At 71.0% G+C, this 18,128-nt stretch carries 14 protein-coding genes; 9 read left to right on the top strand and 5 right to left on the bottom strand.

The features are described 5' to 3' along the window. A partial coding sequence (locus ABD817_RS29600) for a dolichyl-phosphate-mannose--protein mannosyltransferase (protein ID WP_425583419.1) occupies window positions 1-876 on the top strand: 876 nt, incomplete at its 5' end. On the opposite strand, the gene ABD817_RS29595 is transcribed toward ABD817_RS29600, so the two are convergent. Further along, window positions 824-2,596 carry a hypothetical protein gene (locus tag ABD817_RS29595; RefSeq protein ID WP_344921487.1) on the bottom strand — a complete coding sequence of 591 codons (1,773 nt, stop codon included), beginning with the start codon at window positions 2,594-2,596 and terminating at the stop codon, window positions 824-826. The genes ABD817_RS29600 and ABD817_RS29595 overlap by 53 nt on opposite strands. A 101-nt stretch (window positions 2,597-2,697) precedes the next feature. On the opposite strand from ABD817_RS29595, the gene ABD817_RS29590 reads away from it, so the two are divergent. The 3 genes from ABD817_RS29590 (at window position 2,698) to ABD817_RS29580 (ending at window position 6,868) form a co-directional block, all read left to right on the top strand. Further along, entirely contained in the window at window positions 2,698-3,969 is a 1,272-nt protein-coding gene (locus ABD817_RS29590) for a glycosyltransferase (protein WP_344921486.1), read from the top strand. Window positions 3,970-4,055: 86 nt separating this feature from the next. Next, on the top strand, window positions 4,056-5,837 hold the full coding sequence (gene metG / locus ABD817_RS29585; protein WP_344921485.1) for a methionine--tRNA ligase: 1,782 nt from the start codon (window positions 4,056-4,058) through the stop codon (window positions 5,835-5,837). 170 nt (window positions 5,838-6,007) lie between these two features. Then, window positions 6,008-6,868: a TatD family hydrolase gene (locus ABD817_RS29580; protein ID WP_344921484.1), complete on the top strand. Its 861-nt coding sequence runs from the start codon at window positions 6,008-6,010 to the stop codon at window positions 6,866-6,868. A 293-nt stretch (window positions 6,869-7,161) separates the two neighbouring features. Here ABD817_RS29580 and ABD817_RS29575 read toward each other — a convergent pair whose 3' ends face one another. Further along, complete coding sequence (locus ABD817_RS29575; protein WP_344921483.1) at window positions 7,162-8,589, bottom strand: hypothetical protein; 1,428 nt, start codon at window positions 8,587-8,589, stop codon at window positions 7,162-7,164. Next, complete coding sequence (locus ABD817_RS29570) at window positions 8,586-10,628, bottom strand: protein kinase domain-containing protein (RefSeq protein WP_344921482.1); 2,043 nt, start codon at window positions 10,626-10,628, stop codon at window positions 8,586-8,588. The genes ABD817_RS29575 and ABD817_RS29570 overlap by 4 nt, the downstream gene beginning before the upstream one ends. A 225-nt stretch (window positions 10,629-10,853) precedes the next feature. Here ABD817_RS29570 and rsmA point away from each other — a divergent pair, with 225 nt between their 5' ends. The 3 genes from rsmA (at window position 10,854) to ABD817_RS29555 (ending at window position 14,795) form a co-directional block, all read left to right on the top strand. Beyond that, window positions 10,854-11,726: a 16S rRNA (adenine(1518)-N(6)/adenine(1519)-N(6))-dimethyltransferase RsmA gene (gene rsmA, locus ABD817_RS29565; protein WP_344921481.1), complete on the top strand. Its 873-nt coding sequence runs from the start codon at window positions 10,854-10,856 to the stop codon at window positions 11,724-11,726. 90 nt (window positions 11,727-11,816) lie between these two features. After that, window positions 11,817-12,719: a 4-(cytidine 5'-diphospho)-2-C-methyl-D-erythritol kinase gene (locus tag ABD817_RS29560; RefSeq protein ID WP_344921480.1), complete on the top strand. Its 903-nt coding sequence runs from the start codon at window positions 11,817-11,819 to the stop codon at window positions 12,717-12,719. A 264-nt stretch (window positions 12,720-12,983) separates the two neighbouring features. Further along, window positions 12,984-14,795 carry an ABC-F family ATP-binding cassette domain-containing protein gene (locus ABD817_RS29555; protein ID WP_344921479.1) on the top strand — a complete coding sequence of 604 codons (1,812 nt, stop codon included), beginning with the start codon at window positions 12,984-12,986 and terminating at the stop codon, window positions 14,793-14,795. A gap of 58 nt (window positions 14,796-14,853) precedes the next feature. Here the strand turns inward: ABD817_RS29555 and ABD817_RS29550 are convergent, their stop codons facing one another. After that, window positions 14,854-15,453 carry a MarR family winged helix-turn-helix transcriptional regulator gene (locus tag ABD817_RS29550; protein ID WP_344921478.1) on the bottom strand — a complete coding sequence of 200 codons (600 nt, stop codon included), beginning with the start codon at window positions 15,451-15,453 and terminating at the stop codon, window positions 14,854-14,856. Window positions 15,454-15,509: 56 nt separating this feature from the next. Here ABD817_RS29550 and ABD817_RS29545 point away from each other — a divergent pair, with 56 nt between their 5' ends. After that, the gene (locus tag ABD817_RS29545; protein WP_344921477.1) at window positions 15,510-16,274 is read left to right on the top strand and encodes a trans-aconitate 2-methyltransferase; all 765 of its coding nucleotides are present in this window, start codon (window positions 15,510-15,512) and stop codon (window positions 16,272-16,274) included. A 155-nt stretch (window positions 16,275-16,429) separates the two neighbouring features. Here the strand turns inward: ABD817_RS29545 and ABD817_RS29540 are convergent, their stop codons facing one another. After that, a complete protein-coding gene (locus ABD817_RS29540) occupies window positions 16,430-17,215 on the bottom strand; it encodes a GntR family transcriptional regulator (RefSeq protein ID WP_344921476.1) in 786 nt (261 codons plus the stop codon). Window positions 17,216-17,546: 331 nt separating this feature from the next. Between ABD817_RS29540 and ABD817_RS29535 the strand changes: the two genes are divergently transcribed. Then, window positions 17,547-18,095, top strand: coding sequence for an ATP-binding protein (locus tag ABD817_RS29535; protein ID WP_344921475.1), 549 nt, complete (start codon window positions 17,547-17,549; stop codon window positions 18,093-18,095). The last annotated feature ends 33 nt before the right edge of the window (window positions 18,096-18,128 follow it).

Here is an 18,128-nt window from a genome sequence, read left to right as displayed (position 1 = left end):
GGGGTGTGCCTGGGCGCGGCGTGCGCGGTGAAGTGGTCGGGCGTCTTCTTCCTCGTCGCCTTCGCGGTGATGTCGCTGGTCTGGGACGCGGGCGCCCGCCGGGCGATCGGCCTGCGCAGGCCGTACGTGGGAGCGCTGAACAGGGACCTGACCGGCGTCGTGCTGGTGATGGGCCTGCTGCCCGCCGTCACCTACCTCGCCTCCTGGACCGGCTGGTTCGCCTCGCCGCTGGGCTGGGGCCGCAACTGGGCGCAGGCGACCTCGCAGGGGCCCGGGTTCTTCGTCTTCGACTCGGTCCGGTCGTGGCTGAGCTACCACTTCCAGGTGCTCGGCTACCACACCGGGCTGGACGAGGGGCACAGCTACCAGTCGGCCCCCTGGACCTGGCCCCTCCTCTCCCGCCCGGTGGCGTTCCACTACCCGCCCGACAAGACCGGATGCGGCGCCGACAGCTGCGCCGAGGCCGTCCTCGGGGTCGGCACCCCGGTCATCTGGTACGGGGGTCTCATCGCCCTCATCGCCATGATCGCCTGGTACGTCGCCACCCGCGACTGGCGGGCCGGAGCCGTGCTCCTCGGCTACGCCGCCGGATGGCTCCCCTGGTTCTACTACGCCCTCGCCGACAACCGGACGATGTACCTGTTCTACGCGATCACGATGCTCCCCTTCATGATCCTCGCGCTCACCCTGGCCGCCGGGCTGATCATCGGACGGGCGGACGCCACGCCCAACCGCAGGGCGATCGGGGCCGCGGTCGTCGGAGCCTTCACGCTCCTCGCGCTGATCAACCTCGGGTGGCTCTACCCGGTGCTGGTCGCCGAGCTCATCCCGCACTCCCAGTGGTGGGCGCGGATGCTGTTCCGGAGCTGGGTGTGACGGGTTCGGGGGCGACGGGTTCAGGAGTGACGGGTCCGGGGTTCGCGGGGCCGGGGGGGACGGCGGGCGGTGCCGCGGGGCCGATCAGGACCGGGCCGGTCGTGGCGGGATCGCCCTCGGCCGGGTCGTCCGTGACGTCGCCGCTCGTGACGGCGCCCGATGCGACGGCGTCCGATATGACGGCGCCCGAGGTGACGTCGCCGGGGGTGACGGTGGTGGCGGGCGCTGTGGCGGCGCGCCCGGAGAACCCGTGGCGCAGCGAGATCGCCGCCGCCAGGCAGGCCAGCGGCACCGCGGGCAGCAGGTAGCGGTAGTCGAACTCGGCCGTCGCCGCGGGGGCCAGGATGAGGCCGAACGACGCCAGCCACGGCAGCAGCACCGGCCCGCCCAGCTTCCGCCAGCGCACCGCCACCCCGGCCAGCCCGATCAGCAGCAGCACCCCGAGCACGATGCCGGGCAGCCGGACGATCCGCTGGTAGACCTGGAGGAAACCGGCCCACGGGTTGGTGACGTCGGTGCCGACCACGCGCGGCTTCTCCTGGATCTTCGCGACCCGCAGGCCCGGGTCGTACACGCGCGCGTCGGTGTCGGTGCTGCCCCGGTACGACGACCAGGCGGGCAGGACCTTGGTCGTCGGCGGGAACTCGTACTGCAGGTAGGTCTTGGCGTCGGGGAAGCGCGGCCGGCCCCAGTGGAAAGCGCGGAAGAAGTCTCCGGCCACGATGCCGAGATAGTCGAGCGGCTGGGACAGGATGGCCCGCTGGGCGAACGCGCCCGCGGTCTTGTTCATCTCCGGGGTGAAGGTGGTGCCCACCCCGAAGGCGTGGAAGCGCTGGCCGTTCTGCGCCCACCAGAGATACTTCTGCCCGGAGAAGTGGCGCTCGCTCGGGGGCTCGCTGATGCACAGCAGCGCCAGCTCCAGCTCCTGGCGTGGATCGACCCTCATCTTCGTGCAGTCGGCGAAGAGCGCCGTCCGCATGTAGAGGATCGCGCCGTCGCTGTTGGTCATCGCGAAATTGCCGTGTGCGGACGCGAACCAGGCCATGTAGCCGACCACCGGGAGGGCGCACGCGGTGATCATCGCCGCGATCGTCTTCCAGGGCGTGCGCTTCACCATCAGGTAGATCACGACCAGCACGAGGATCGGCAGGCCGATCGACCGGGTGAGCGCGGTGAGGGCGAGCAGCAGCCCGACCACCGCGCCGAGCCGCCAGGACATCCGCCGGTGCCAGAGCACCAGCGTGATCACGCCCACGACCAGCAGCACGAACATCGCGTCGGACATGACCAGGTGTTCGAGCTGGATCTGGTACGCGTCGAAGAGCACCGGCACCGCGGCCAGCGTCGCCCCCCAGCCGGGCAGCCGGAACCTGACGCGCAGCAGGGCGTAGATCAGCACCGCGACGCCCAGGCCCATCAGGTGCTGGACGAAGGCCACCAGGGCGAAGCTGTGCAGCGGCCTCAGCAGCAGGAGCAGGAAGGAGTAACCGTTCGGCCGCAGGGCACTGGGCCGGTCGGGGTTCACCGCCCCGGAGACGTACTCGTAGGAGTCGTTGAACCACAGGGCCGGGCCGTACCCGAGCATGGTGACCACACGCAGCAGGAAGGCCAGCGCGAGGACGCCCACGAAGAGGCGATGCCGGTACAGGAACGCCCGCAGGCGCGGGACCCGGCCGGGCGGAGGCGCGTCCAGGCGAGGGCGGTCGGCGACGGTCACCATGCATTACAGGATGCCAGCCGTTTCGGGGAGTTGACCCGGGCAGGGGACTCTAGAGGGCATCATGGTGAGATTGGCTTGTGCAGTGAGTGAAGGGTTGAGACGTGGAACTGACCGTGGTCATGCCTTGCTTGAACGAGGCGGAGACCGTGGAGACCTGCGTACGCAAGGCGCTCGCCTGCATGCGGGAGCACGGGATCGACGGGGAAGTCCTGATCGCCGACAACGGCAGCACGGACGGCTCACAGCAACTCGCGCGCGAGGCCGGGGCCCGGGTCGTGCACGTCGACGCCAAGGGATACGGCAACGCGCTGATGGGGGGAATCCGCGCGGCCCGCGGCCGCTACGTCATCATGGGCGACGCGGACGACTCCTACGACTTCACCGCCCTGCTGCCGTTCGTCGAGCAGCTCCGTGACGGTGCCGACCTGGTGATGGGCAACCGGTTCAAGGGCGGCATCGCGCCGGGCGCGATGCCCCCGCTCCACCGCTACCTGGGCAACCCGGTGCTCTCCTTCATCGGCCGCCTCTTCTTCCCCAGCGCGATCGGCGACTTCCACTGCGGGCTGCGCGGCTTCCGGCGCGACTCCATCCTCAGGCTCGGCCTGCAGACCGGCGGCATGGAGTTCGCCAGCGAGATGGTGGTCCGCTCGACGCTGTCCGGGCTGGACGTGCGCGAGGTGCCCACCACGCTGTCGCCCGACGGCCGCTCCCGCCCGCCGCACCTGCGCTCCTGGCGTGACGGCTGGCGCCACCTGCGCTTCCTGATGCTCTACAGCCCGCGCTGGCTGTTCTTCATCCCCGGCCTGGTCCTGATGACCTTCGGCCTGGTCGCGGGCGCCGCCCTGACCTTCGGCCCGGTCTACATCGGCAAGCTCGCCTTCGACGTCGACACCCTGGTCGGTGCCTCGGCCATGGTGGTGATCGGCTTCCAGGCGGCCCTGTTCGCCCTGTTCACCAAGGTGTACGCGGCCGAGGAGGGCTTCCTGCCCGAGGACAGGAGGGTGCGCAAGCTCGTCGACATCGTGAGCCTGGAGAAGGGCCTGGTCGTCGGCGGCCTGCTCGCCCTGGGCGGTCTGGGCGGCCTGGTCGCCTCGCTCGTCCACTGGCAGACGCGCAGCTTCGGCCCGCTGATCCCCTCGGAGTCGCTGCGCATCGTCGTGCCCTCGGCCACCGCGCTGATCGTGAGCTTCCAGACGATCTTCGCGGCGCTGTTCATCAGCATCCTCGGCATCCGCCGTACCAAGGAGACGCCCATCGACGTGGCCGCCTCCGCCGCCGAGGAGGCCGCCGAGGCCGTCAGCCGCGCCGCCGCGGGCGAGCCGGTGGCCACCCCCGCCGACGGTGCCGCGCCGGTCTCCCCGCAGCTGCCCTGAGCGCCACGGTGACCCGGGGGAAACAGGGGCCCCCGGAGAACCGTGACCGCACCAAGGCCCGGGGCCGCGTCCCTTAGGCTTGCACCATGTCCCAGCACATCCTGACCGCGGTCGCCTGGCCCTACGCCAACGGCCCTCGCCACATCGGGCACGTCTCCGGATTCGGCGTGCCGTCCGACGTCTTCAGCCGCTACCAGCGGATGGCGGGCAACAAGGTCCTCATGGTGAGCGGGACCGACGAGCACGGCACCCCGATCCAGGTCCAGGCCGACAAGGAGGGCCTCACCGCCCGCGAGCTCGCCGACCGCTACAACAGGGTGATCGTCGAGGACCTCCAGGCGCTGGGGCTCTCCTACGACCTGTTCACCCGGACCACCACGGAAAACCACTACGCGGTCACGCAGGAGATCTTCAAGGGACTCCACGCCAACGGCTATATCTTCCCCCAGACCACGATGGGCGCCATCTCGCCCTCCACCGGGCGCACCCTGCCCGACCGCTACATCGAGGGCACCTGCCCGATCTGCGGTTACGAGAGCGCCCGCGGCGACCAGTGCGACAACTGCGGCAACCAGCTCGACCCGATCCAGCTGATCAACCCGGTGAGCAAGGTCAACGGCGAGACGCCGGTCTTCGTGGAGACCGAGCACTTCATGCTCGACCTGCCCGCGTTCGCCGAGGTCCTGGCGTCGTGGCTGCGCTCCAAGGAGGGCGACTGGCGGCCCAACGTGCTGAAGTTCGCCCTCAACATGCTCGGCGACATGCAGCCCCGCGCGATCAGCCGCGACCTCGACTGGGGTGTGCCGATCCCGCTGGAGGGCTGGAGCGACCAGGCCAACAAGCGGCTCTACGTCTGGTTCGACGCGGTCATCGGCTATCTCAGCGCCTCCATCGAGTGGGCCCGCCGCTCCGGCGACCCCGAGGCCTGGCGTCAGTGGTGGCAGGACCCCGAGGCCCTGGGCTACTACTTCATGGGCAAGGACAACATCGTCTTCCACGCGGAGATCTGGCCGGCGATGCTGCTCGGCTACAACGGCCAGGGGGCCCGCGACGGCGAGCCGGGCTCCCTCGGCGCGCTGAACCTGCCCGCCGAGGTCGTCTCCAGCGAGTTCCTGACGATGGAGGGGCGCAAGTTCTCCTCCTCCCGCTCGGTGGTCATCTACGTGCGCGACTTCCTGGAGCGCTACGACGCCGACGCGCTGCGCTACTACATCGCGGTGGCGGGCCCGGAGAACCAGGACACCGACTTCACCTGGTCGGAGTTCCTCAACCGCAACAACGGCGAGCTGGTGGCGGCCTGGGGCAACCTGGTGAACCGCTCGATCTCGATGGCCGCCAAGAACTTCGGGGTCATCCCCGAGGCGGGCGACCTCACCGACGCCGACCGCGCCATGCTGGAGCGCAGCCGCGCGGCCTTCCCGAAGGTCGCCGCCGAGTTCCAGCACTGCCGCTTCAAGAACGCGACGAACGAGGCGTTCGAGGTCATCCGCGAGGCCAACCGATACCTGGCCGAGCAGGAGCCCTGGAAGATCAAGGACGACCCCGCGCGGGTGAAGACCATCCTGCACGTCGCGCTGCAGGTCGTGGACGACGCCAAGACGCTGCTCACCCCGGTCCTGCCCAACTCCTCCAACAAGATCTACGCGATGCTCGGCGGCACCGGCGTCTGGTCGGGCATGCCGGAGATCCAGGAGGTCACCGACGACGACGGCCGGACCTACCCGATCATCACCGGCTCCTACGACGGCGCCGCGCGCTGGGAGTCGACCCCGATCCGGGTAGGCTCCCCGCTCGCCCCGCCGGTCCGGCTGTTCGTCAAGCTGGACCCCAAGATCGTCGAGGAGGAGCTGGCCCGTCTGGGCGAGTAGGGCGCTCACGGTCCTGCCGTTCACGGTCCTGACGCTCGCGATCTTTGAGGCGTTCGCGGTCCCTGGGACGCTCGCGGCCAGGCCAGGACGCTCGCGGCCCGCTGGGAGCCTGCGGCCCGCCGCCCGGTGCCGGGCGCGGGCCGCACCGGCTTCTCGGTAGGTTGGACGCCGTGAGCACGCCGAATCTTCCCGCCGCGCCCAAACCTCTACCGGCAGAGGTGTTCGACAGCCACTGCCACCTGGACATCATGGTGGGCAACCGCCAGGCGTCCTCGGGGGATCCGGTGGCCCAGGCCGCGCAGGCGGCCAGGACGAGCGTCGAGGGCATTCTCGACGAGGCCCGTGCCGTCGGCGTGACGCGGCTCGTCACGATCGGCTACGACCTGCCGTCCTCGCGCTGGAACGCCGAGACGGCCGCCCTCCACGGGGACGTCTACGCCGGGGTGGCCATCCACCCCAACGAGGCGCACGCCTCGACGCCGGAGACCCTCGCCGAGATCGAGCGGCTGGCCCGCCTGCCGCACGTCAGGGCGGTGGGGGAGACCGGGCTCGACTACTACCGCGACTGGGCGTCGAAGGACGACCAGCACGCCAGCTTCCGCGCGCACATCGAGATCGCCAAGCGGACCGGCAAGGCCTTGGTGATCCACGACCGCGAGGCCCACGACGACGTGCTGCGCGTGCTGGCCGAGGAGGGCGCTCCCGAGGTCGTGGTGTTCCACAGTTTCTCCGGTGACGCCGGGATGGCGAAGCAGTGCCTCGATGCCGGATATTTCATGTCATTTTCCGGTCCGGTTACCTACAAGAACGCCGCCTACCTCCGTGAGGCCGCGCGGGTCGCGCCGCAGGAGCTCATCCTCGTCGAGACCGACGCGCCCTACCTGCCGCCCACCCCCCACCGGGGCAAGCCCAACGCGCCCTACCTCATACCGCTCACGCTGCGCTGCCTCGCCGAGGTCAAGGGGACCGACATCACCGAGCTCGCCACCGCCATCAGCGCCAACGGGGAGACCGTCTTCGGCTCCTGGTGACCGAGACCCGGCTCCCGCCGCACGGCGGAACCCGGGATCCGCGCGATCCCGGTCCACGGCGAGGCCGGAGCCGGGAGTCTCAACCCATGACAGGGCCGAAGCCGGGAGTCTCGGCTCGGAGCGGGGCCGAACCGGGATTCCTGGCCCATGGTGAGGCCGGGATTCCCAGCCCACGGTGAGGCCGGGCGTTTCGGCCCGTGGCGGAGCCGAAGGCGGGAGCCCTGGCTCAGGGCAGGATCGAGCCGGAGGCCTTGCCCCATGGCGGGAGCCTTGGCTCAGGACCGGGGGGAGACTCAGCCCACGGCGGCGCCGAAGTCGGCGGAGGCGGCGCCTTCGAGGGCCGGGATCCTGCCGGTGCCCGGCGAGAGCTGGATGCCCTCGGTGTCGTTGCGGCCCAGCAGGACGACCGCCCCCGCGCCTCCCCTGTCGGGTGCCCCGGCGACCAGCCGGTTGCCGCTGAACCCGACCGACCAGCCGAAGTGGTCACCCGTCCCGCTCTGGGTGACCAGCCTGCCCGCTCCCTGCTCGCCCATCGTGATCAGTCGTACGCCGCCCTGCCCGCCGGAGTCGAAGGGCACGCCCACGGCGAGCCTGACCTCCCCCTCGCCTCCCTCGCCGGTGAACGCCAGCGAGAACCCGTAACCCTCGCCCGGAGCCCCTTCGGAACCCTGATGGAGGGTGCCGAGGGGGGTGACCGCCTGCGTGCTGGAAGCCAGGAACAGCTGGACGAGGCCGGAGTCCTTCACCTCCCCGCCGTCGCCGAGCGGGGCGCTCACCGCGAGGTAGCCGACGTCATCCCGCTCGGCGTAGGCCATCGCGTAGCCGAACCGGTCGCCCGCCTGGGAGTCGGCCACCTCACGGAGGTCCCACTTCCTGCTCCCGTACTCGTCCTTGGGCTCCCGCACGTCGTAGATCACCGCGATCGACCCCGAGTCGGCCTTGCCCGCGTCGACCTGGCGGCCCGCCCCGTCGTCGTTCTCGTACGGCACCCCGACCGCGAGATCCGGCTCGTCCGGGGTGCCGCCGAGCCTGCCGATCGCCAGTGACCAGCCGAACATGTCGCCGACCTCGCCATTGCCCGACACACCCCCCGTCTCCTGGGAGATCCGCCGGCCCGTGCCGGGCGTCGCGGCGCCGAAGAGGTAGACCGCGCCGGAGTCGGCCGTACCGTCGGCGTCCTCGTGCGGGGCTCCGACCGCCACCATCGTCCCGCTGGAGGTCAGGGACCAGCCGAAGTGGGCGTCGGCCTCCGGCTCCGGGGCGACCAGGCGGGCCGTCCTGCCCCCGGGGCCGCCGTACACCACGTAGACCGCGCCCGCGTCCGCGGAACCCGCCACGTCCGCGTACGGGGCGCCGACGAGCAGGTCCGCGCAGCCGTCGCCGTCGACCTTGGCCAGCCGTACCGACCACCCGAAGCCGTCCCCCGCCTTCGTCTCGGGGACGGTCACGGCCTTGCCGCTCTCTCCCCGGCCGAAGAGCAGGTGGACGGCCCCCGCTCCGGCCAGCCCGCCGGGATTGGCGAACGGGTCGCCGACCGCGGAGTCCTCCAGGCCGTCGCCGTCGAAGTCGCTCGCGCCCGCCCCGGTGCAGTCGGCGGGGGCGGTGGGGGCGGAGCCGGATCCGGCCGCGAGGACTCCGCCCGGCGCGGTGAGCGCCTCGGCGGCCCCGGCGGAGGTGAGCGCGATCGCGGCCGTCACCGCGAGGGGGAGCAGCAGCCTCACGACAACCTCACCTCGATGTTCCTGCCTCCTTCGACCATCACGCCGGTCAGCGTGGCGGGCTTGCGGGCCGGGGGCAGGTCGAAGACCAGGACGGCCTCCACCTTCGTCCCGGGGGGCAGGGCGGCGGGCAGGGCCGTCGACACCCGCTCGGGCCGGTGCGTACCGCCGCGGTCGTCGGTCAGGGTGATCGCGTTGGTGTCACCGAGCCGGATCAGCTCCCCGCCGGTGTTGATCAGCGTCAGCGGGACCGTACAGAATCGGCCGTTCGCCGGGGTGGTGTTCCCGTAGGAGGTGAGCCCGCAGGCCGGGCTCCGCGGGACGATCAGCCGAGGGTCCTCGACGAAGGAGCCGGTCGTGATCGTACGACCCACGTCGTTGCCACCGGTACCGGCGAGATCGCCGGTGTCGCCGGTGGCGCCCGGCCGCGCCTGCCCCTGGTCGCCGGTCGCGTCTCCCCCGCCGGTGTTCAACAGGACGACGACCGTGACGGCGAGTGCCGCGAGCACGGCCAGCCCGGCGAACAGCCAGCGCCGCCGGGACGCCGGTCGCCCGGCGTCCGGCGCGTCCGATCCGGGCGGGTCCTGGAAGCCGGTCGAGGGCGGCAGGGGAGACGGTGGCGACGGGGGCAGGGTTGACACCTGCCCCTGTGCCTGGCCCGGAGCCTGACCCTGTTCCCGACCTCGCGCCTGAGCCGACGCCTGCCCCGGCACCTGGCCCCCCGGTGCGATGCCCTGCTCCCGGTCGGACGGCCGGGCCTGGAGGGGGCTCGTGAACGGGCGTGACGGTGATGTCGAGGGCTCGGCCCGCATGGGGTACGGGAGCGGGGTCGGCGGAGGGGTCCGCTCCGGTGTCGTCCGAGGCCCCGGCGGTGCGGTCGGCGTCGTGGGAGGCGCCGGTGTGGTGGTGGACGGACCGGGTGCCGAGGGCGCCGGACCCTCCGGACCTTCCGGGAGCGCGGGGGACACGGGGGGCGACGAGGTGGAGGAGGCCGCCCCGGAGGGCGAGGTCGCCGGATCCCAGCCGGGACCCAAGCCGGGGATGGGCGTCGGCGCCGTGGCCGGGTCGGCGAACCCCGACTCCAGGTTCAGCGCGCTGAGGGTCTGGGTGGAGTCGGGCTCCACGTTGGCGGGCGGCTCCCACGACTCGTTCAGCATGTCCGTGGCGATCAGCGTCGGCGGGTCGGCCCGGACGGGAGCCGGAGCGACCGGTGCCGCGATCCCGCCGCCGACCAGGGCGATCAGCAGGTCCTGGGCGCTGGGCCGCTGGTAGGGGTCCATCTCGGTCGCGCGGCGGACCAGGTCGTTCAGCGGGGCGGGAAGCGCGCCCAGGTCGGGCGGGGTGGTGAGCAGCCGGGTGGCCATGGTCATCATGTCGCCCCGCCCGTAGGGGTGGCGGCCGTTGCCCGCGTACGCGACCATGCAGCCCCAGGCGAAGACGTCGGCGGCCGGGGTGATCTCCAGGCCGCGCACCTGCTCGGGGGCCCACCAGCCGGGGCTGCCGAGCACCTCGCCCGAACGGGTGAAGCTGTGCGTGGAGTCGAGGGCCCTCGCGATGCCGAAGTCGATCACGCGTGGCCCCGACATCGACAGGATCACGTTGGCGGGCTTGAGATCCCGGTGCACCAGCCCGGCGACGTGGATCGCGGCCAGCGCCGCCGCCACCCCCAGGGCGACGCCGTGCAGGGTCCCCTGCTCCAGGGCGCCGTGCTCGGTGATCTGGCGGGACAGCGGCGTGCCCGCGATGTACTCGGTGACCATGTACGGGCGGCCGTCGTCGCCGTTGCCGTTGTCCAGCACCTGCGCGGTACAGAACGAGGCCACCCGCCGGGCGTTCTCGACCTCCGTGTGGAACCGCGCCGCGAAGCCGTCCTCGATCGCGAACTCCGCTTTCACCACCTTGAGCGCGACGGGTCGCCCCGTCGGCGCCAGCGCCAGGTAGACGGTTCCCATCCCGCCTTCGCCGAGACGTCCGAGCAGGCGGTAACTCCCGATCTGCTCGGGGTCGGCGGGTCGCAGTCCCTCCACACCGGGCTGGTTCACGTCCTCTTCACCGGGAAGATTCCCCTTCTCACCGTTGGGCCCCCGTACGGCAACGTTATCCACAACGGAACCCCTCGCGCTTCATCAGGAGTCTTTGCATCGGCTTCGGTGCGGGAAACTGGTCGGATGGCATGGGAGAGCAACCTTGGGTGATCGAGGCAAACGAGTCAAAGACCACAGCGGACCGGTGGATGCCGGGGTCGAGCCGCCGTGCGGGGAACCAGCATGAACCTTCTTGGTCCAGCGGAAATACGTATTTTGGCGAACAAGCTCAATATTCGTCCCACGAAGAAGCTCGGCCAGAACTTCGTGATCGACGGGGGCACGGTCCGCAAGATCGTACGGGTGGCCGAGCTTGAGCCCGACGACGTCGTCATCGAGGTCGGTCCAGGGCTGGGCTCGCTCACCCTCGCGCTGCTTCCCGAGGTCGGCCGCGTGATCGCCGTGGAGATCGACCCCGTTCTCGCCGCCCAGCTGCCGCTCACCGTCGCCGGGCACGCCCCCGAGCTCGCCGACCGCCTCACCGTGGTGCTCGCCGACGCCATGCGCGTCCTGCCCGCGGACCTGCCGGAGGAGAAGCCGACCGCGCTGGTCGCCAACCTCCCCTACAACGTGTCCGTGCCGGTGGTGTTGCACCTGCTGGAGACACAGCCGTCGCTGAACAAGGTCCTGATCATGGTTCAGGCCGAGGTCGCCGACCGGCTGGCCGCCGTCCCCGGTTCCAAGGTGTACGGCATCCCCTCGGTCAAGGCCGCCTGGTACGCCGACGTGCGCCGGGCCGGTCCCGTCGGCCGCACGGTCTTCTGGCCGGTCCCCAACGTCGACTCCGGCCTGGTCGCGATGGTCCGGCGGGAGCCGCCCACGACCCTCGCCACCCGCGAGGAGGTCTTCGCGGTGGTGGACGCCGCCTTCGCCCAGCGCCGCAAGACCCTGCGCGCGGCCCTCGCCTCCTGGGCGGGTACGGCCCCCGCCGCCGAGCGGGCACTGCGGGCCGCGGGGATCGACCCCTCCGCGCGCGGCGAGCAGCTCACCGTCGAGGACTTCGCGCGAATCGCCGAGCACCGTACGGCGGAAAGCACGACGGAAAGCGGTGTGTAGCGTGATTCGCCGGTCCGTTCGCGTGCGCGGCGGAGGGATCCCGTTACGATCTGAGGTCGTGACAAGTGAGCGAGCCCCGATGGGGGACGCATGAACTCCGTGACCGTCCGCGTGCCCGCGAAGGTCAACCTGCAGCTCGCCGTCGGGCCGCTGCGGGATGACGGCTACCACGACCTCGTCAACGTCTTCCACGCCGTCTCGATCTTCGACGAGGTCACGGCCACCGCGAAGACCGGGATGAGCGTCCGGGTGGAGGGCGAGTCCGCCGACCAGGTGCCGGAGGGCCACGAGAATCTCGCGATCAAGGCCGCGCTCGCGCTGGCCGGGCACGCGGGCCGCTCGTACGGCGTGAACCTGCTCATCCGCAAGGCGATCCCGGTGGCGGGCGGCATGGCGGGCGGCAGCGCCGACGCCGCCGCGACCCTGGTCGCCTGCAACGAGCTGTGGGGCCTCGGGCTGCCGCTTGAGGACCTGATGGAGATCGCCGCCGACCTCGGCAGCGACGTCCCGTTCGCGCTGCTCGGCGGTACGGCCGTCGGCACCGGCAGGGGCGAGCGGCTCACCCCGCTGGACGTCGCGGGCACCTTCCACTGGGTGTTCGCGCTCGCCGACGGCGGCCTGTCCACGGCCACGGTCTACGCCGAGTGCGACCGCATCCGCCAGGCGACCGGCGAGCGGGTCGCCTGGCCGCAGGCCGCCGAGCCGCTGCTGGCCGCGCTCCGCGAGGGGGACGCGGAGACTCTCGGCACCGAGCTCCGCAACGACCTGCAGCCCGCCGCCGTGATGCTGCGCGGCTCCCTGGCCCGGACCCTGGACGCCGGACGCGAGCACGGGGCCCTCGGCTCGCTGGTCTCCGGCTCCGGGCCCACCTGCGCCTTCCTGGCCCGCTCCGAGTCCCACGCGGGCGAGCTGGCCGCCTCCCTGAAGGACGCCGGGGTGGCGCGCGACGTCATCACCGCCCACGGCCCCGTCCCCGGCCCGATTATCGTGTAGCCGCTCGTGCCCCGATCGCGGTCACCGGGTGGCGCGACCGGGGCCGGACCGTCGCATGGACCGTTTCCCCGACGGAGATCGCGCGGTTTTCCCGGTGGGGACAGTGCGGCACGGGTCGTTTTCCAGGGTGGGGTCATACGGGCGGGGCTGTTTTCCCGGCGGTGATAGTGCGGCACGGGTCATTCCCCGGCGAGGGGTCGCACGGGTGGGACCGTTTTTCCGATGGGGGTCGCGCCGGTCGGGAGCGGATACGCTTGTGTGGCGATGAATCTGGTCAATCTTGAGTCGGTCTCCCACTCCTACGGTCCCAAGCCCCTGCTCAGCGGCGTCTCCCTCGGCGTCGAGGTGGGCGACCGCATCGGCGTGGTCGGCCGCAACGGCGGCGGCAAGACCACCCTCATCTCGGTGCTGGCCGGTGATCTCAAGCCGAACACCGGGCGGGTCACCCATAACCGGGGGCTCCAGGTGGGCTCGCTGTCGCAGGGCGACGACCTCGACCCGGCGCGCTCGGTGAGCGAGATCGTCCTCGGTGACAGGTCCGAGCACGAGTGGGCGGGCGACGCGGGCATTCGCGAGATCCTCGCCAACCTGCTCGGCGACATCGACCTGACGGCGCTCGCCGGGAGCCTGTCGGGCGGTGAGCGGCGCCGTACGGCCCTGGCCAAGCTGCTCATCGACGAGCACGACCTGATCATCCTGGACGAGCCCACCAACCACCTCGACATCGAGGCCATCGACTGGCTCGCCCGCCACCTGGCGGGCCGCAGGACCGCGCTGGTGGTCGTGACCCACGACCGGTGGTTCCTGGACGCGGTCTCCACCAGGACGTGGGAGGTCGTGGACGGCGCGGTCGAGCGCTACGAGGGCGGGTACGCCGCGTACGTGCTGGCCAAGGCCGAGCGCGCCCGGATCGCCGCCTCCGCCGAGGCCCGCCGCCAGAACCTGATGCGCAAGGAGATCGCCTGGCTCCGCCGGGGCCCGCCCGCGCGCACGTCCAAGCCCAAGTTCCGCATCGACGCCGCCCAGGCGCTGATCGCCGACGAGCCTCCCGCCAGGGAGAGCGTCGAGCTGGTGAAGTTCGCCGCCGCCCGGCTGGGCCGCACGGTCTACGACCTGGAGGACGTCACCCTGCACGCCGGAGGGCCCGGCCAGGGCCCGATGGTCCTCGACCACTCGACCTGGCAGTTCGGCCCCGGCGACCGGATCGGCCTGATCGGCGTGAACGGGTCGGGCAAGTCCTCGCTGCTCCGCCTGCTCGCCGGTACGGTGCACCCCGACTCGGGCAGGCTCGTACGCGGCAAGACGGTCCGCCTGGCGCACCTGTCGCAGGAGCTGGGCGAGCTCGACCCGGAGCGCCGGGTGCTGGAGACCGTCGAGGAGGTCCGCAAGTTCATCCAGGTCGGCAAGAAGGAGTGGACCGCCTCCCAGCTGCTGGAGCGCCTCGGCTTCAAGGGCGACGCGCAGTGGAAGGTCGTCGGTGACCTGTCCGGTGGCGAGCGGCGCCGCCTGCAGCTGCTCCGCCTCCTCATGGACGACCCCAACGTGCTGCTGCTCGACGAGCCGACCAACGACCTCGACATCGAGACGCTCAACGAGCTGGAGGACCTGCTCGACGGCTGGCCGGGCACGCTGATCCTGGTCAGCCACGACCGCTACTTCCTGGAGCGGGTCACCGACAGGATCGTCGCCCTGCTCGGCGACCGCAAGCTGTCGATGCTCCCCGGCGGTGTGGACGAATACCTCGCCCGTCGCGCCTCGGGGGCGGCCCTGTCCGCGCGGGCGGCGTCCGGCGCGGTGTCCGGTACGGCCTCGGCGATCTCGTCCACCGGTGCGAAGGAGACGGCTCCCGGCCTGTCCGCGAAGGACGAGCGCGACCTCCGCAAGGAGCTCTCCCGGATGGAGCGCCAGCTCGACAAGCTGAGTGGCCGCGAGGCGAAGCTGCACGCGTCCATGGCCGACGCCGCCGCCGACTACGAGCGGCTGGCCTCACTCGACGCGCAGCTGAAGGAGATCCTCGCGGAGAAGGAGTCGATCGAGGGCGAGTGGCTGGAGCTGGCCGACCGCCTGGGCGAGTAGGTCTGTCCCGAAGGTGAGGAAGGTCCAGGTTTAGATCTTCCTCGGAGGGCATGAGAGGTCAGCGCGCTCCGGTGTCGGTGGTGTCAAAAGGGACGAGTAGCGTGCGCAGCAGGTCCGAAAGGGCCTGCTGTTCGCGTTTTCCCAGGCTCGACAGGAGTTCGCGCTCGCGGCGCAGCAGGTCGGCGAAGGCGCCGTCCACGCGCGTCCGCCCGGCGTCGGTCAGGGAGACCAGGACGCCGCGCCGGTCCTCGGGGTCGGGGCGCCGCCTGACCAGCCCGGCCGCGGCCAGGCGGTCGATCCGGTTGGTCATCGTCCCCGAGGTCACCAGCGTCGCGCGGAGCAGGGCTCCCGGGCTCATCTCGTACGGCTCCCCGGCCCGGCGCAGGGCGGTGAGCACGTCGAACTCCCAGGTCTCCAGGCCGTGCTCGGCGAAGGAGGCCCGGCGGGCGCGGTCGAGGTGGCGGGCGAGCCGGGAGACCCGGCTGAGCACCTGGAGCGGCTCCACGTCGAGGTCGGGGCGTTCCTGACGCCAGGCGGCGACCAGCAGATCGACCTCGTCCCTGGCGATCGCGTCGGCGTCGGCCGCACTGACCTTGACGGTCTCGTTCTTCGCGGCGGGCGGACGCCCGGAGCCGTGGTCCGCGTGGTGCAGGGTCATGACGCGAGTGTATCTGTCTTGACATCGAGATACCTTGCCGGATATCACTTATCTTGATGTCAAGAGATATGTGGGATCCCCTGGTCTACGGCCGCTACGCCGACGAGCGCTCGCGGCCATTCTTCGATCTTGTTTCCAGGATAGCCGCGGAGAGCCCCGGCCACGTGGTCGACGCGGGCTGCGGCACCGGCGAGCTCACCGCCGAGCTCGCCAGGCGATGGCCCGGCGCCCGCGTCCACGGCTTCGACTCCTCACCCGCCATGATCGAGAAGGCCCCCGCGGGCGGGTCGCTGAGCTTCTCCGTCGACGACGTCACCCGGTGGCGCCCCGAGCGCCCGGTCGACGTGATCGTGTCCAACGCCGTCCTGCAGTGGGTGCCCGAGCACCGCGAGCTGCTGCCGCGCTGGGTGGAGGCCCTCAACCCCGGCGGCTGGCTCGCCTTCCAGGTCCCGGGCAACTTCGACGCCCCCAGCCACGCCCTGGTCCGCGAGCTGTGCCGTACGACGTGGCGCGACCGGCTGGGCGACCTGGTCCGTCCCTCCCCGGTCGACGACCCGGCCGCCTACCTCGACCTGCTCACCGGCCTGGGCTGCCGGGTGGACGCGTGGGAGACCACCTACCTGCACGTCCTGCCCGGCGACGACGCCGTACTCGCCTGGATCACCGGCACCGCCCTGCGCCCCATGCTCGACCGCCTGCACCCCGCCGAGGCCACCGCCTTCCTCGCCGACTGCGCCGCCCTGCTCCGCGACGCCTACCCCCGCGAGCCGTACGGCACGGTCTTCCCCTTCCGCAGGATCTTCACGGTCGCCCAGAGGTGACCGTCCGTAAAGACGTGCGGTTTCGTGGGGCTGTGGCATCGGGAGAAGTCGGGTGAACCTCCAGGGATGTTGCGGTCCCACAAAGGACCGATATCCCGATCATGGAAAATCCTGATCATTCTCATGGCCTGTCGGCGAATGGGCGGTATTTCGCGTTAGTCGGGGATGTCGTAGGTGTACGACCAGACAAACCGGCTCGCCGCGTGCACGCCACGGGCGTACTCGATCGCCTGACCGTCAGCCGTACGGGTGACACGGCGAACTTCGACGACGGGCTCGCCCGTCGGCAGCTCCAGCAGGAGGGCCTCCTCCGTGGTGGGCATCCGCGCGGACAGATCTTCGGTGATCTCATGCGGCTCCAGTCCCTGCTCGGTGAGCACCTGGAAACCGCCACCTCGTCCGGCGATCCCGGGTGACTGGTCGACCAGTGGCGTGCCCTCCACGTCGGCCGGTCGATAGTAGGAGGTCATCGTGTGCGTGGGAGCGCCGTCGCGGGTTATGAGGCGGGCCCGCTCGTACACCGACGCTCCAACATCGAGGCCAAGCGCCACCGCTGTGTGATCGTCGGCGGCGACGAGGGAGACATCCTGTGTCTGGTGCCCCTGTTGCTGGGTGGGCTCGATGTCGAGCCGGTCGCAGGCGTGTGCCGTGACAGTGGTGACCTGCCAGCGATGACGGGCGTAGCGGTCGGGGCCCAGGCGCCGGATGGGATGCGATTCGCGGACATATGCGCCTGATCCATGCCGAGTGACGACCAAGCCCTCCGCCTGAAGCAGACCGAGGGCCTTGTTCGCGGTGTTCCGGGTGACGCCGTAACGCTCGGCGAGATCACGCAGCGCGGGCAGCTTCGTACCGGGAAGCAGGCGCCCGGCACTGATGTCGGCTCGCAGATCGTCGGCGATCCGTCTCGAAGGTGGTGATGTACGCGGCTCTTTCGACACACCTACACCATACCGCCAAGTGTCCTATGACACTAAGTGTCGTAGGACACTATTGACCTCCTGGGGTCCAGAGCCTATCGTCGGGTGTCGTAGGACACTTTGTCATATGACACTTGAGTCGAGTGCTCCGCGATGACGCGGCGTCCGATTCGGTCCAAACAGGTGCGGTCCCGGTGCCGGAACATCGAGACCCCGACCGCTCAGACACTGGTAGGAGGTAGCGACCCATGACCTTCGACTCCGGTCAAACTCGCCTTTCGGAGAGTCGGGAAGAACGAGGAGAACCCTTATTCGTAGCGGTGTCGCACGTGGTGACGAGGTGAGCGTCGTCATGGACGATCTGCCTTCCGCGCGAGAGGTGCTCGTGCCCGTGGAGCGGGCACCGGCCATGTCCGGTTCTGATCCGCAACGACGATGGGAAGAGGCGGACGTCCGGTATCTCGGGCTGCCGAGGATTCCCGAGATGGTGGGACGGGCGCGAGAGTTCGTCCGTCGCGCGGCGCTGGACTGGGCCGTTGGCAAGGACACGACCGCCACGGTCGAGTTGCTGATCTCCGAACTGGTCACCAACTCGGTGTGCCACACCGCGGGAGATCACGTCCAGGTGTGGGTCCGGTTGCGTGGCCGCCTGCTGTTCGTCGAGGTGCACGACGGAGGCCCCGCCTGGCGCCTGCGGACGAGCCTGCCCGGCCTGGGAGATGAGAATGGAGGTGCCGCGCGGCGACTGCGAGCGAGGCCGTCCGACCTGGAGGCCGAGAACGGCAGGGGGCTCCTGTTGGTGAACGCACTGGCCCTGCGCTGGGGCTACAGACGGCACGGCGGCGGAACCCTCACCTGGGCCTGTGTGGCGGTTCCAATCTCCCAGCCGAGGTTCATATGACTCGACGCGTCGCGACAGCCGCTGAAAACCCGG

This window comes from Streptosporangium oxazolinicum, assembly GCF_039537505.1.
Classification (GTDB): domain Bacteria; phylum Actinomycetota; class Actinomycetes; order Streptosporangiales; family Streptosporangiaceae; genus Streptosporangium; species Streptosporangium oxazolinicum.
This window is presented reverse-complemented; position numbering and strand designations above follow the sequence as displayed.

Coding starts and splice junctions, on each gene's coding strand:
- metG (WP_344921485.1), top strand. CDS start 4,056: ATGTCCCAGCACATCCTGACCGCGGTCGCCTGGCCCTACGCCAACGGC.
- ABD817_RS29535 (WP_344921475.1), top strand. CDS start 17,547: ATGGACGATCTGCCTTCCGCGCGAGAGGTGCTCGTGCCCGTGGAGCGG.
- rsmA (WP_344921481.1), top strand. CDS start 10,854: ATGAACCTTCTTGGTCCAGCGGAAATACGTATTTTGGCGAACAAGCTC.
- ABD817_RS29555 (WP_344921479.1), top strand. CDS start 12,984: ATGAATCTGGTCAATCTTGAGTCGGTCTCCCACTCCTACGGTCCCAAG.
- ABD817_RS29545 (WP_344921477.1), top strand. CDS start 15,510: ATGTCAAGAGATATGTGGGATCCCCTGGTCTACGGCCGCTACGCCGAC.
- ABD817_RS29560 (WP_344921480.1), top strand. CDS start 11,817: ATGAACTCCGTGACCGTCCGCGTGCCCGCGAAGGTCAACCTGCAGCTC.
- ABD817_RS29595 (WP_344921487.1), bottom strand. CDS start 2,596: ATGGTGACCGTCGCCGACCGCCCTCGCCTGGACGCGCCTCCGCCCGGC.
- ABD817_RS29550 (WP_344921478.1), bottom strand. CDS start 15,453: ATGACCCTGCACCACGCGGACCACGGCTCCGGGCGTCCGCCCGCCGCG.